This window comes from Chitinophaga sp. YR573, assembly GCF_900110995.1.
GTDB lineage: Bacteria > Bacteroidota > Bacteroidia > Chitinophagales > Chitinophagaceae > Chitinophaga.
On record NZ_FOJF01000001.1, the window covers coordinates 2,485,355 to 2,499,349 of the forward strand.

The 13,995-nt window shown below is 43.6% G+C and carries 14 protein-coding genes; 7 read left to right on the forward strand and 7 right to left on the reverse strand.

The genetic code is table 11. From position 1 onward, the window contains the following. Window positions 1-4: 4 nt before the first annotated feature. Window positions 5-1,288 carry a M16 family metallopeptidase gene (locus tag BMW86_RS10410; protein ID WP_089781544.1) on the forward strand — a complete coding sequence of 428 codons (1,284 nt, stop codon included), beginning with the start codon at window positions 5-7 and terminating at the stop codon, window positions 1,286-1,288. Between the two features lie 163 nt (window positions 1,289-1,451). Next, window positions 1,452-1,862, forward strand: a complete 411-nt coding sequence (locus BMW86_RS10415) for a lysozyme inhibitor LprI family protein (RefSeq protein ID WP_089781545.1) — start codon at window positions 1,452-1,454, stop codon at window positions 1,860-1,862. A gap of 54 nt (window positions 1,863-1,916) precedes the next feature. On the opposite strand, the gene BMW86_RS10420 is transcribed toward BMW86_RS10415, so the two are convergent. Together BMW86_RS10420 and BMW86_RS10425 are read right to left on the reverse strand one after the other, a co-directional pair. Further along, complete coding sequence (locus tag BMW86_RS10420; RefSeq protein WP_089781547.1) at window positions 1,917-3,056, reverse strand: formimidoylglutamase; 1,140 nt, start codon at window positions 3,054-3,056, stop codon at window positions 1,917-1,919. A 144-nt stretch (window positions 3,057-3,200) separates the two neighbouring features. Beyond that, window positions 3,201-3,449 (reverse strand): hypothetical protein, encoded by a 249-nt coding sequence (locus tag BMW86_RS10425; protein ID WP_143056544.1) that lies wholly within the window; start codon window positions 3,447-3,449, stop codon window positions 3,201-3,203. Between the two features lie 364 nt (window positions 3,450-3,813). On the opposite strand from BMW86_RS10425, the gene BMW86_RS10430 reads away from it, so the two are divergent. Next, window positions 3,814-4,914: a glycosyltransferase gene (locus tag BMW86_RS10430; RefSeq protein ID WP_089781550.1), complete on the forward strand. Its 1,101-nt coding sequence runs from the start codon at window positions 3,814-3,816 to the stop codon at window positions 4,912-4,914. Between the two features lie 283 nt (window positions 4,915-5,197). Here BMW86_RS10430 and BMW86_RS10435 read toward each other — a convergent pair whose 3' ends face one another. After that, window positions 5,198-5,548, reverse strand: a complete 351-nt coding sequence (locus tag BMW86_RS10435; RefSeq protein WP_089783633.1) for an arsenate reductase family protein — start codon at window positions 5,546-5,548, stop codon at window positions 5,198-5,200. A 58-nt stretch (window positions 5,549-5,606) separates the two neighbouring features. Between BMW86_RS10435 and polA the strand changes: the two genes are divergently transcribed. The 3 genes from polA to BMW86_RS10450 all read left to right on the forward strand — a co-directional run bounded on the left by polA (window position 5,607) and on the right by BMW86_RS10450 (window position 10,485). Further along, window positions 5,607-8,423 (forward strand): DNA polymerase I, encoded by a 2,817-nt coding sequence (gene polA / locus BMW86_RS10440; protein ID WP_089781552.1) that lies wholly within the window; start codon window positions 5,607-5,609, stop codon window positions 8,421-8,423. A 283-nt stretch (window positions 8,424-8,706) separates the two neighbouring features. Next, window positions 8,707-9,228 (forward strand): GNAT family N-acetyltransferase, encoded by a 522-nt coding sequence (locus BMW86_RS10445; RefSeq protein ID WP_089781554.1) that lies wholly within the window; start codon window positions 8,707-8,709, stop codon window positions 9,226-9,228. Between the two features lie 111 nt (window positions 9,229-9,339). Beyond that, window positions 9,340-10,485: a C1 family peptidase gene (locus tag BMW86_RS10450; protein ID WP_089781556.1), complete on the forward strand. Its 1,146-nt coding sequence runs from the start codon at window positions 9,340-9,342 to the stop codon at window positions 10,483-10,485. 439 nt (window positions 10,486-10,924) lie between these two features. Here the strand turns inward: BMW86_RS10450 and BMW86_RS10455 are convergent, their stop codons facing one another. Both BMW86_RS10455 and BMW86_RS10460 read right to left on the reverse strand, forming a co-directional pair. After that, entirely contained in the window at window positions 10,925-11,272 is a 348-nt protein-coding gene (locus tag BMW86_RS10455; RefSeq protein WP_143056545.1) for a hypothetical protein, read from the reverse strand. 18 nt (window positions 11,273-11,290) lie between these two features. Next, on the reverse strand, window positions 11,291-11,908 hold the full coding sequence (locus BMW86_RS10460) for an L-threonylcarbamoyladenylate synthase (protein WP_089781560.1): 618 nt from the start codon (window positions 11,906-11,908) through the stop codon (window positions 11,291-11,293). 107 nt (window positions 11,909-12,015) lie between these two features. Between BMW86_RS10460 and mtgA the strand changes: the two genes are divergently transcribed. Further along, window positions 12,016-12,729, forward strand: a complete 714-nt coding sequence (gene mtgA, locus BMW86_RS10465) for a monofunctional biosynthetic peptidoglycan transglycosylase (RefSeq protein ID WP_089781562.1) — start codon at window positions 12,016-12,018, stop codon at window positions 12,727-12,729. Window positions 12,730-12,765: 36 nt separating this feature from the next. Here the strand turns inward: mtgA and BMW86_RS10470 are convergent, their stop codons facing one another. Beyond that, on the reverse strand, window positions 12,766-13,290 hold the full coding sequence (locus tag BMW86_RS10470) for an AAA family ATPase (RefSeq protein WP_089781564.1): 525 nt from the start codon (window positions 13,288-13,290) through the stop codon (window positions 12,766-12,768). Beyond that, on the reverse strand, window positions 13,287-13,901 hold the full coding sequence (gene pnuC / locus BMW86_RS10475; RefSeq protein ID WP_089781566.1) for a nicotinamide riboside transporter PnuC: 615 nt from the start codon (window positions 13,899-13,901) through the stop codon (window positions 13,287-13,289). The genes BMW86_RS10470 and pnuC overlap by 4 nt, the downstream gene beginning before the upstream one ends. Between the last annotated feature and the right edge of the window lie 94 nt (window positions 13,902-13,995).

The window sequence follows — 13,995 nt, forward strand, 5'->3', positions numbered from 1 at the left end:
ATTAATGATAAATCGGAAAATTGCCCCTCAGATAAAGGATGCCGTAGATTTCGACATTACGCTGAAACCTTGTGAGAAATTCACCCTGGATAACGGTATTCCTGTTTACGTAGTGAAGTCCGATGAACAGGATACACTACAGCTTGAAATGGTTTTTCCCGGCGGTAGCTGGTTCGAAACGGAGAACCTGGTAGCTTCTGCTGCCAATTTCCTCATGAAGAACGGAAGCAGTAAACGTTCTGCCCTGGAAATAAACGAAAGTATTGATTATCATGGTGCTTACCTGAACCGTAACAGCCACCATGAGACTGCAACATATACCCTTCATTGCCTCACCAAACACCTTACGCAGCTGTTACCAGTGCTGCAGGAAGTGATCCTGGACCCCATCTTTTCTGAAGAGGAACTGGCTACTTTCCAGCAGAACATGAAGCAACGCCTGGCTGTAAACCTGCAGAAATGTGATTTCGTAGCGAACAGACATATTGATAAATACCTGTTCGGCGAGTTTCATCCTTATGGCAGAGTGAGTAACATGGAAGCATATGATGCTTTGCAGACGCAAACATTACACGCCTTCTACAAGCGGCATTATACTTACAATAACTGCAAAATATTTGTAGCAGGAAACCTGCCCGCAAACATGATTGCGCTTCTCAACCAATACTTTGGTACTACCAAATGGAATGGAGAAAGCACTATTGTAAGGGCGCCGCTGCCAATCTTACCGGCCGAAGAAAAGAAGTTCCGCATTTTTAATGATGAAAACGGCGTACAGGGTGCGGTGCGTGTAGCACGTCATTTCCCTAACCGTTATCATCCGGATTTCTCTAAGATGCTGGTACTGAATACTATATTTGGTGGTTACTTTGGCTCCCGCCTGATGAGCAATATCAGGGAAGAAAAAGGATACACCTATGGCATCTCTTCACAGATCTATAATTTCCGTCAGACCAGTGCGATTAACATCCACACAGAGGCAGGACGCGATGTTTGTGAGGCGACTATCAAAGAGATCTATAAGGAACTGCACACCTTACAGCAGGAAGAAGTACCTGAAGAGGAACTGCACCTGGTAAGGAACTTTATGATAGGCTCTATCCTGGGCGACCTGGATGGTGCTTTCCAGATCATTCAACGCTGGAAAAATCTGATCCTCAATGATCTGGACGAAAACTATTTCTACAATAATATCCGTACCATTAAGACGATTACGGCTGGAGAACTGCAACAACTTGCACAGCAATACTTTACACCGGAAGACTTCTACGAGCTGGTAGTGATATAGTTATCAAGTGACAAAATAATCTGATAGTAATATAATTAAAAGGATACGCTAAAATGCCAGTCTGCAGCCCTTCGGGAGCTTCTGACTGGCATTTTCACATATATAGTCAATTTATGATATTGTGTTATTTGACTATATTTGCGATCCTAATATTTGCCATCCTATGAAGTTATTATTACTATGCCTGCCATTGTGCATATGCCTGAATGTTTTCTCTCAAGCCAGTAAAACCACTGTAGACTCTCTCGAATTACGTTATCAGCATTGCCTTAGTGAAGGGAACAACGTGTATAACTGCGCCTTACTGTATTACACAGAAATGGATAGCCTGTTGAACACTGTATACCGTCAGCTATACACAAAGCTGGATAATCATCGCCGGGAATCTTTACAGGTATCACAGCAGTTATGGATAGAGAAAAAAGAGGCTTATTTTAAGAATATAGAAATTCGTGCAGAGAAGAAAAGACCGTTAACATTACCTGGTCTTAATGACGATATGATTGTAACAGATAACAAAGCAGAATACCTGAAAAACAGGGTGATAGAATTATTAACGAGTATTCATTCATAAGAACTTGCCATAATGTAAAACGCGGAATCCTTTACAGGTATTCCGCGTTTTTATTTATAATCTTTCCTGGTGTCTCAGCCACCTTTCAGGCATTTCATTATTACTGGCCATTACATAATCCGTATAAGAGCAGGGCACAAATTCTTTCCCCGGTAATTGCATCCACCAACGATGTGTTTTCTTACTCTTCAGGAACACCGTATTAATATCTTCACTCACGATACTGAACTCCCAGAAAGCATCCCGGTTTTCCAGCAACGCTTCTTTATTCTTCACCGCGTATCCATCCATGAAGTACCATAACATCTGGGATATCTGTCTGGCAGTAAGGTTATCCCTGTCTCTTTCCGGGCGATAGCCGTAAATACCATAAGTACTCAGGCGGCTGCTCATACCGGCATAACGGGAGAGGGCACAGGCTTCATCTCCACCAAGGCCATTCGGAGAAAGGATATTGGCAGGAGCATCATTATGTTTGATAATGTTGATATCAAGGCTGAACAGATCTGTATTACGCAGCACTGGTTCAATCTCTTCCAGGCTTTCACGCACCTTACCCAGGCGATAGCAGTCGAACCGAAGCTTATCCAGCGTCTCCAGCATACGCGGATGTACATAATAACTCTGGAATCCGATATGATTATAATGACGGATGTAGTTCGGCTGCTCTGTCAGCATATCCATTAAAAAACTATCTGCCGGTATAGGCGATTCTTCTTTAAGGTCTATCAGTGCATCTGCTACAGTTGCTTCAATCACATATTTCTGAGAGCTGTATGCTTTGTATTGCGCATAAGTAAGATCATGAGATCCTCCCAGGATGATCACTGTTTTGCCGGCATTGATCATCTCTGCTAAAACAGTTCTCAGTGCAGCATAAGTATCTTTCAGGGAAGATCCTCTTCTGAGATTTCCCAGATCAGCTACCTGTACATCTTTATGCCAGTAATATAAATTGTAAAATTCACGGCGGATGATATCTGCCGCATCAACACCCTTTTTACCAGGACCATAACCACGATCTTCTCCGACGCCCAGCAATACGATGTCTGCTGTATCAAGATTAGGCGTATGCCCTTCTTCATACAGATCAACGATACCACCTATCTGGTATTCATCATATTCCTGATCGTCATTCAGGGTTGCTTTGGAAATGGGAAGTAAATAATCATGCAGGAGCGAGAAGTCTGCCATCACAACTGTTATTTGGTTTGGCGGCAAACCTACGAAAAAAAGACATGCTTACGCTGTCTAGTAAGCTAATGAGATAACTGACTATTGTTTTTGTAACGAAGATGTGGAGATCGTGTATGCTACACGTAACTCTTAAAGCGCTGACTAGTTCTTATGAATGATGAATTCAAAAGGCTTGTGTTCTCTCCTTGCAAATACTTTCTTTAGGATTGTTCGTTTACTGGTAACACGGTTTTTGTTACAATCAGCAACTTCCATCACATTGCATAGGTAGTCCATGGTCTCTACCACAGTCAGCATATCGCTTATTTGTTTAACTGCATACTGGATTTGTTGTTCGCTATACCGATCCTCATGCAGTAAGATCAATAAATCCCTCTCTACCTGTTTCATCTGAAATAATTTGACAGTTCCACTTCGAAATTGTTCTTCAATTCCCAAGGTTTTCATAATTAGCGTGGCTCGGTATATTCGATTAACTGGATGTGATATTCTTGCTTCTAAAGCCATTTACAAATCAATGCATTCGCTTCTTATTCATGGTTGGGCATCCGCAATCGTTCTTTTTAAATACCTTACAGCCCTGACCAATCATACTTAAAGTGCCGCATAGTAAAAAGATAGTCAGCCATTTTCTAGTTATCATACTCTTAGTTGTGTTCTCTGCTAATCTATAATGCTAGTCTGTCTGAGAGTTTACCTTTTCTTAACAGTGCGCATTTCTAAATTAAGCTAATTTCGTAAAAATTTCAAATATTTGTCCACAATTTCTACGCGCAAAAAAATACTGGTAGTCCCACTCGACTGGGGGTTGGGACATGCCACCCGCGACATTCCGCTTATCCATGAAATACTAAACGCTGGCTGCGAAGTAGTTATTGCAGCAGAAGGGAAACATGCCGCACTTTTGCAGCAGGAATTTCCTCAGATTACCATCCTTCCCCTTCCTGGTTACCGCATCCAATATGCCCAGAAAGGCTGGTTTTTTGGTATTAAAATCATTCAACAGATCCCTAAGATCGTTAAGAGCATAAAATACGAACAGAAATGGCTGCAAGGTGTTGTAAAAGAACACCATATAGATGCCGTAATTTCTGATAACCGCTTTGGATTATACCATAGCGAGATCCCTGCCGTGTTCATTTCCCATCAGTTACTGATAAAAACACCGTTTGGAGGTCCCCTTGAAAAATTGCTGCAACAACTTAATTACAAGTACATCCGTCGCTATAGCGCCTGCTGGATCCCTGATTATGCGGGCAGCAACAACCTTTCCGGGATCCTGGCACATCCCAAAGTATTACCACCAAATACTACCTATCTGGGTTGCCTCAGCCGGTTTGTAAACCGTACCGGTGTAGAAAAACAATATGATCTGCTGGTATTGATCTCCGGCCCGGAACCTCAGCGTTCCAATCTGGAGAAAATGGTGCTGGAGCAGGTTAAATCGCTGCCTATCAGCGCTTTAATTGTGAGTGGAAAACCCGGTACTCCGGAAAAACAACAGATCACTCCGCGTATTCAGCAGGTAAACCACCTGAACGCGAATGAACTGAACGAAGCCATGCTGGCTTCAGGAATGGTATTGAGCCGTTCCGGGTATACTACCCTGATGGACCTGGTAAAACTAAACAAGAAAGCCATCCTCATTCCTACACCCGGTCAGTCCGAACAGGAATATCTGGGTAAATTCCTCATGGAAAAGGGCTATTTCTATAATATCTCCCAGGATAAATTCAACCTTACAGAAGCCCTGGTAGCTGCTGCTTCCTTCCCCTTCAAATCTTTTGAACATGAAGAAGATATGGAGCAGTATAAACCTATCGTACAGAACTTTGTAAAATCTCTTAATAAATAGCACGCTATTCAGCGTGTCTTTTATTGGGGTTTCATATTTCTACAAACACGGGGCTCCTACCGGAGCCAAATTTGATCAGGGCACATTAGAAGTCCCATGTTTGTAGGAAATCTCTTTTACTCTACACAATAGACTTCGTTAGAAATCCAGTGTTTGTAACCATCAATCTAGGCTTCGATTGGAGCCTCATTTTTATCTCAAAACACAATAGGCTCCGCTAGGAGCCCCGTGTTTGTAGAAAATGTCTTTACTCTACACAATAGACTCCGCTAGGAGTCCCCTTCTATAATGCCTTCTCCAAACCTTCTACCACCTTCTTCTCACTGCCTATAAAAATCTGTTTTCCCACTATCGCTACCGGACGCTTCAAAAAAGAATATTCCTGTAAAATCAGATCATGATAATCTTTCTCTGTTAATTCTTTTTCATGCAAACCCATAGGCCGGTACTTCATAGACCGGCGACTAAAAAGCGCTTCATAACTCCCGCTCAGCGTATGCATCTCTTCCAACTGCTTTGGGGTAATCTTTTCTGTTTTGATATCCTGTAAAACAAACCCGTTCCCCTTTGCATCAATCGCCTCCAGGATACGTTTACAGGTACTACAACTAGACAAATGATATATTTTCTTCATCCCTTTTTCTTTGTGCACAAAGATCATTTATTTCATAATTGATACCTATTTTTGGCAAATGCAAGAAAAGAAACTGTTTTTACTGGACGCCATGGCACTGATCTATCGTGCCTATTACGGATTGATCCGGAACCCACGTCTTACCAGCGCCGGCCGCAACACCAATGCGCAGTTTGGTTTCACCTCTACATTAGTTGATCTCCTCAATAAAGAGAAGCCTACTCACATGGCGGTTGCGTTTGATACAAGCGCTCCCACAGAAAGGCATACCACCTTCACTGATTATAAAGCAAACCGTGAAGAGGCTCCTGAAGATCTCACAGATGCTATCCCTGATATTAAAAAGATCATTACCGGGTTTAACATCCCCTGCATAGAACTGGACGGTTACGAAGCAGATGACGTAATAGGTACCCTTGCCTGGGAAGCAGCAGATGCAGGCTATACCGTATACATGGTGACCCCGGACAAAGACTACGGACAGTTGGTAAGAGACAACGTCTTTATCTACAAGCCGCCATACATGGGCAGCAAGGAAGAAATCATGGGCGTAAAGGAAGTCTGCGACAAATGGCAGATCCAGAACGTGAACCAGGTAATAGATATCCTGGGATTAATGGGAGATGCGGTAGATAATATCCCTGGTATCCCCGGCGTAGGAGAGAAGACAGCCATGAAACTGCTCGCCCAGTACGGTACTATCGAAGGCGTACTGGAAAACGCAGATAAGATAGCCGGTAAAATGGGAGAGAAGATCAAAGCTGGTGCTGAAAGCGCGATCCTGTCCAAACAACTGGCCACTATCATCACCGACGTACCGGTAGTTTTCCACGAAGAAAATTTCTGCATTAAAGAATCCAACAAAGAATTACTGGCAGAAATATTCACTGAACTGGAATTTAAAACACTGGGCAGACGCATCCTGGGAGAAACCTTCGCAGCCAGTAACACCGCAGATACCGGCAATGCACAACTGGACCTCTTCGGTAACATCGTGGCAGAAACAAATCTGCAACCTGCCCGCGAAGAATCGGAAGCAGCACCCAGCATCCTCACGGCAGAATTCAACATCAACAATACCGCGCATAATTATCACCTGGCGGCTACGCCGGAAGAAAGGGCCAGCTTACTGGCCAAACTGCTACCACAGCAGGAAATCTCTTTCGATACAGAAACCACCGGTACAGATGCCAATAACGTAGAAATGGTGGGCATGAGTTTCGCCTTCGCAGCCGGCGAAGCCTGGTACGTACCCGTACCTACAGACCAGCAGGCAGCTAAAGCGATTATAGAAGAATTCCGCCCCCTGTTTGATGCTACACATATTCTCTTTGTAGGTCAGAATATCAAGTATGACATGATCGTACTAAAATGGTACGGTGTAGAAATAAAAGGCCCTGTATTCGATACCATGCTGGCTCACTACCTGATAGAACCGGAAGGTCGCCGCAGCATGGACCTGTTAAGCGCTCAATACCTGCAATACGAGCCGGTATCCATAGAAACGCTGATCGGCAAAAAAGGCAAGAACCAGGGAAACATGCGTGATGTGGAACTGGATAAAATAAAGGAATATGCGGCGGAAGATGCAGATATCACCCTGCAGCTGAAAGAAAAGTTTGCTCCCTTATTACCTCTTAAAAGTGTGGAAAAGGTATTCTACGAGATAGAGAATCCGCTGGTGAAAGTCTTAACAGATATGGAATACGAAGGTATTTCCATAGACAGACAGGCATTATCAGATTACTCCCGCGAACTGGATACTGAAATAAAGAGAGCTGAAGAGAGTGTATACACACAGGCTGGTGTCCGCTTCAACCTGGCTTCTCCCAAACAATTAGGTGAGGTATTATTTGAAAAGCTGCAACTGGACCCTAAGGCAAAGAAAACCCGTACCGGCCAGTATGCTACAGGGGAAGATGTTTTACAGAAGCTTTCCAATAAACACCAGATCGTAGAAGACATCCTGGTGTTCCGCGAACTGAGTAAGCTGAAATCTACCTATGTAGATGCACTTCCTTTAATGTTGAATCCCCGTACCAACCGCGTACATACTTCCTATAACCAGGCAGTAGCGGTAACCGGTCGCCTGAGCTCCAACAATCCCAACTTACAGAATATCCCCATCCGTACAGACAGGGGGCGTGAAGTTCGTAAGGCTTTTGTTGCCCGGGATAAAGACCATGTATTATTATCTGCCGACTATTCGCAGATAGAACTCCGCATCATTGCTGCCATCAGTAAAGATGAACAGATGATGGCCGCGTTTCATGATAAACTGGATATCCACACAGCTACAGCTGCGAAGGTATACGGGATAGACCTCGCTGAGGTGACATCTGAAATGCGCCGCAATGCCAAGAGCGTGAACTTTGGAATTATATACGGTGTAAGTGCTTTCGGGTTATCTGAAAACCTGGGCATTGCCCGTAGTGAAGCAAAAATGCTGATCGACAATTACTTTGCGCAATACCCTGCTATTAAGGAATACATGGACTCCCAGATCCGGTTTGCACAACAAAACGGTTATGTGGAAACCCTGCTGGGTCGTAAGCGCTGGTTAAAGGACATTAACTCTTCTAATGCGGTAGTACGTGGTTATGCAGAAAGGAACGCCATCAACATGCCAATACAGGGTACCGCTGCAGACATGATCAAACTGGCTATGATCAATATCCACAAAACATTGCAGCAGCATAACCTTCGCTCCAAGATGATTTTACAGGTACATGATGAGTTGGTATTTGATGCCCATAAAGATGAAGTGGAGATTATCAAACCTCTTATCCTGGAAGGGATGCGTAATGCGCTGCCACTGGCCGTTCCTGTAGAAGTGGAAATAGGTGCAGGGATTAACTGGCTGGAAGCTCACTAGAACTATCATTTTGTGATGGAGCTTCCGCTCCATCACAAAATGATCAAAGGGGTTTTGCAGGACGAAGCCCTACACCTAAAACCCACCCACTACTTATATATTTGTTGTCGTCTTTATGGAACTTGTTTCCCCCTCTCAGTTCTAAAACCGCCTGTCATACAGCGTTTAACTACGCACTGCTCCTGTTTATATAAAAATTTCCACTGTATCCACACCTCACCCTGTTCATAATTACCCGTCTTACCCTCTTGTGTTTTACAAATTCGTTTACTAGCTTTCGGCCATGATCCTGACCTCCCGGTTACAATTATTGTCTTGTTCTCTGCAGCATTTCGAAGCGCTGTTGCAGGGAGAGGACGTATTGGGTGAACTGCTGGATATAGACATCCCCGAATCCTGGACAGAATACCCCGAAATAATCCTGGTAGCATACGACAAACTACGCAACGACCCTTCTTTACTTGGCTGGTTCTTTTACCTGGTTATCCATAAGGAAGACAGGCGCCTGATTGGCGCCGGAGGCTTTAAAGGTCGCCCGGATAGTAACGGCACTGTAGAAATCGTGTATGAGATCAGCCCTACATACCGTGATAAAGGCTACGGTACCGAGTTCACACAAGCCCTGATCCGCTTTGCCTTCAATCACTCCTATGTACAGAAAGTGATTGCCCATACGGAAGTGGAATACACCGCTTATGTCAAAGTCCTCCAGAAATCAGGGATGCACTTTGCCGGTGAGGAAGCGGAAGAACAGTTATGGCGCTGGGAGATCTCCCGCAACCAGTACGACTGGCCGGCAGATTAATTCCCTATTGTATCCTATCTACAGCCCGTTCGTCATACTTTCCTCTGTAGCAATCATAGCTTTCCCTTACATTTGGCACCTTGTTTTTACCAAAATCAAATCACCATAACAATGAAGAAATGGATCGTTTGTCTTGCCGTATTATGCTCCAGTGCGGCAATGGCACAGAACACCAACAAAGAAGGTAGTAAATACCAGTTTACCGTAATCAAAAACCTGGATGCAGGTGACGTGGAAAACCAGGGCCGCACCGGTACCTGCTGGTCCTTCTCCGGTTTATCTTTCTTCCAGGCCGAAGCGCTCCGCATTGGCAAGGGTAAAGATGTAAACCTGAGCGAAATGTACGTGGTAAGAAGAATGTACCCCCTGAAAGCAGTAAACTATGTACGCATGCATGGTAAAGCCAACTTCGGAGAAGGTGGTGGCTTCCCGGACGATCTGTTATGTCTCCGTGAATACGGTATGGTTCCCCAGAGTGTCTACGATGGTAACCGCGTAAAGACTTACAATCATGCTGAAATGACCGGCCTCCTGGAAAACATGACCAAGAGCATTGGTAACAATGAAGGCGTGATCAATCCTAACTGGAAAACCGCTTTTGATGGTGTGCTGAATGCCTACATGGGCGATGCGCCAAAACAGTTTGATTATAATGGTAAGAGCTACACTCCTCAAACCTTTGCAAAAGAACTGGGCCTGAATGCGGATGATTATGTACTGGTATCTTCCTTCACTCACCATCCTTACTACGAACAGTTTGTGCTGGAAGTTCCTGATAACTGGAACTGGGAAAGAGTATACAATGTTCCTTTAACCGACCTTACAGCTATTGCAGAAAATGCGGTCCAGACAGGTTACACCATCGCCTGGGCTTCTGATGTAAGCGAAAAAGGTTTCAATTTCCGGGATGGTCTGGCTATCGTTCCTGATACTGACTGGGATGACATGACACCAGAAGATAAAAAGAAACTTTTCGAAGAGCCTATCAAAGAAAAGACGATCACTCCTGAAGTTCGTCAGCTGGCATTCGACAATTTCGAAACACAGGATGATCATGGTATGCTTATAGTAGGGATAGCGAAAGATCAAACCGGTAAGGTATTCTTCCGTGTGAAGAATTCATGGGGAACTGCAAATCCTGGTAACGGTTACTTTTATGCTTCCGAACCTTTCTTTGCTTATAAAACCACCTGCATCATGCTGAACAAAAAAGCATTGCCTGCAGCTATCGCTAAGAAATTAGGTATTAAACAATAGTTGGGGGATTATCTCCATCTTTTATAATAAATTAAAAGCGCTGTGTTTATAGCAAAACATAATAGGCTCCGTCAGGAGCCCCGTGTTTGTAGCAAATATTGATATTCTTTTTAATAGACTCCGTTAGGAGTCCCCTAAATAACAAATAAGTAGGGGACTCCTAACGGAGTCTTTGTTTTGTTGTTTAAGGTGTTTTCTACAAACACGCCGCTCCTAACGGAGCTAAATTAAATAATAGGTTCATCCTACTCTCCTTCCTCTCTCCTCCCACTCTCCTTCCTGTCTCCTTCCTGTCTCCTTCATATTAACCGCGCACTTTTCCATTGCTGATTATATCAAAATTAGCCCGTTTAAAAGCTAATTGATTGGTTGACAAGGTCAAATAATATATTTGTCTGAATCAACTTATTTGAGGTAATTCCACTACTACAAAGGGGTTTCATTGTTTACCTTCAATCCGCTGCGCTTCCTGATAACTTCCGAGCCTGAATTTCACAGGAACCTTCGTTTGTTTCTCCCAGTTCCATTCTCTCTTACAGAAAAACCCAAAACTCTGTTGATAATAATCTCTGGGGCCTACCGGAGAAGCTGCCTTTGGAGTTACCGGTAATTGAGCAGAGGAAAAAATAGAAGCAAAAACAGGACTTGACACAGTCAACTTATTCTTAATTACTAAAGGATAAAGAGGAGCTACAGATAGTTGACCCGTAGCAACTTTTTTCTGCTGGGCCTTTAACAGTCCAGGGATAGCGGTTACAATCAGCATCAACAGAATCACCTTTTTCATAAACATTGTTTTAAAAGTTTAGAATAGTTCTTCCCAGCTTCCTGCGCCTTCTCTGATTAGTACCGGTTCGCTATCAGTACAATCCACAACGGTAGAGAAAGTCATTCCTCCTATACCACCATCCACTACGATATCCACAATCTTTCCAAATTTCTCATGAATAATTTCAGGGTCCGTGTATTCTTCCACGTATTTCTCAATGGGGAGAGAAGTACTCATAATAGGATTCCCTAATTCGCTTACGATAGCCCGGCAGATATTATTGTCCGGTACACGTATACCCACTGTATCCTTTTTGGCCTTCAGGATTTTCGGTACCATTTTACTGGCCGGTAAAATAAATGTGTAAGGACCTGGCAGTGCTTTCTTCAGCATTCTGAAAACGGGAGTATCAACACTCTTCGCATAATCAGATAAATGACTGAGGTCTGAACATATAAAGGAGAATTGCGCCTTGGCAGGATTAATATCTTTGATACGGCAAATTCGCTCTACGGCCTTATGCTGAGATATATCACATCCCATGCCATATACTGTATCAGTAGGGTAGATGATCACACCTCCGTCTTTCAAACATTCTACAATCATCTTTAGTTGACGGGGATTCGGATTATCAGGATGTAAAGTCAAAATCATACTGCAAATTTACGGAAACTGCAACGATCCCTGACGATTCTACATTTACACATTCGCACATTAAATAATCTTATTATCTTTCCGGCCGATTTTCTAAACCTATCTGGATGAACACAAAAGGAATTGTTCCGAGAACTTGGAGACGGCTGAAGCGGGTGCTGTTAGTGATGTTTATTGCGCATTTACTTTATCTCATCCTGTTACGCTGGGTTAATCCACCAATTACTATTACAATGATTTCGAACTGGTTCAGCCTTTTAGGTACTGATAAAAAGTTCCATAAAACCTGGGCAGACTATGACGAAATTTCCCAACATAGTAAATTGGCGGTACTCGCCAGTGAAGACCAGTTATTTCCTGATCATAACGGATTCGACTTCAAGTCTATCGAGAAGGCGATGAAACATAACCAGAAAAGTAAAAAGATTCGTGGGGCAAGTACTATCAGTCAGCAGGTTGCCAAAAACGTGTTCCTCTGGCAGGGCAGGAGTTGGTTACGCAAAGGGTTGGAAGTGTATTTCACTTTTATGATAGAAAAACTGTGGGGAAAGCAACGCATCCTGGAAATGTACCTGAACGTTGCCCAGATGGGTGACGGTATTTATGGAGTAGAAGCCGCCGCACAACAATATTACCAGAAAAGCGCCGCCTCTCTGAATAGAGAACAGGCAGCGATGATAGCAGCCTGTTTGCCTAATCCTGTAAAGTATACTGTGAATCCGCCGGCTCGTATTACTGCCTGGCGTCAGCGCAAAATCCTGCAACAAATGCGTTTCCTTTCGGGAGACCCGGATATTTCAGCACTGGTAAGTGGTAAGTAATCCGGTCTGGAAAGCAACACCTGTATTTTGTAAGTCTTATACTTCTTTCAGCAGCCCGTCTATTGCATGAATAGCGGCCTGCTGCCGGTTTTCCGCACTACCCCTGATTTCTACCCAGGGAACGCCGGAATCAGCAACAATCGCTTTATACACATTGTAAAAGTACTCCCTCATTTTAGGGTCCGGATACTCCCGCTGAGGATCTTCCTGCCAGGGAATATCTATATAAGTAAGTAAATACAAATCATATTTCCTCGAAGCAACATAAGCCTGTATCAAAGGATCACATCCATGATACTTATGCTCACTCCATACTTTAATAACATGCAGGTCCGTATCACAAATCAATAGCTTATCTGCCAGCGCAGCCCTTTCATCTTCCAGCTCCAGTTGCCCTTCAGCTATCTGCAAAAGATCGTGCTGTTCATACGGCCGGCCCAGTTCCTCTATATATTGACGCGCATATTCAGGTACCCATATGGTATTGTAGTACGCCGCCAGTTGTTCACTGAGGGTACTCTTACCGGTAGATTCCGGTCCTATGACAACTACTTTCTTCATACCGCTTTCTTATAGATCCTCTGCCAGCTAAAATAACCAAACACCGCAACAATAAACAGGAAGATTGTTAACATGGCAGTAGGAATCAGCTTTTTATGAAATAAAAGAGGAATAGCCACCAGGTTGGAAACATTCAGTACCAGCCAGTTCTCTATCTTCCTTTTAGCCAGTAACCACATACCACTACAGGCAGTGGCCGATACAAATCCGTCTACCAATGGTACATCTGAGTTGGAAAAGTTTTTAAGCAGATAGTAAAATGTTCCCCAGCCAATCAATGCAATTAAAGAAGCAATTACCCATTCCCGACGGGTAGTCCATTCAACAGACACCTCTTCAGCATTTTTCTTTTTCGCCCAGTGATACCAGCCGTACACACTCATTACGAAGTAATACACATTCATAGTGGCTTCGGCATATAACTTAAACTGGTCGCGGGAAAGCAAATATACATAGATACCGGTACTGACTAACCCTGTAGGGTATAACCAGATGCTGTTCTTCATACTGCAGATAACACTCACGGCGCCAAACAGGGCTGCAACAATCTCCAGCCAGCTCATGGCGTGAATCCCCTCCTGAAAACTCTGGTAGATAACCTCAAAATTCATGTGGCAAATATACGTACAGACCGCTACCGGTAATAAAAAAGCACAGTCATAAGACTGTGCTCCATTTTTAACACTATCATTCTCTCAACTATGG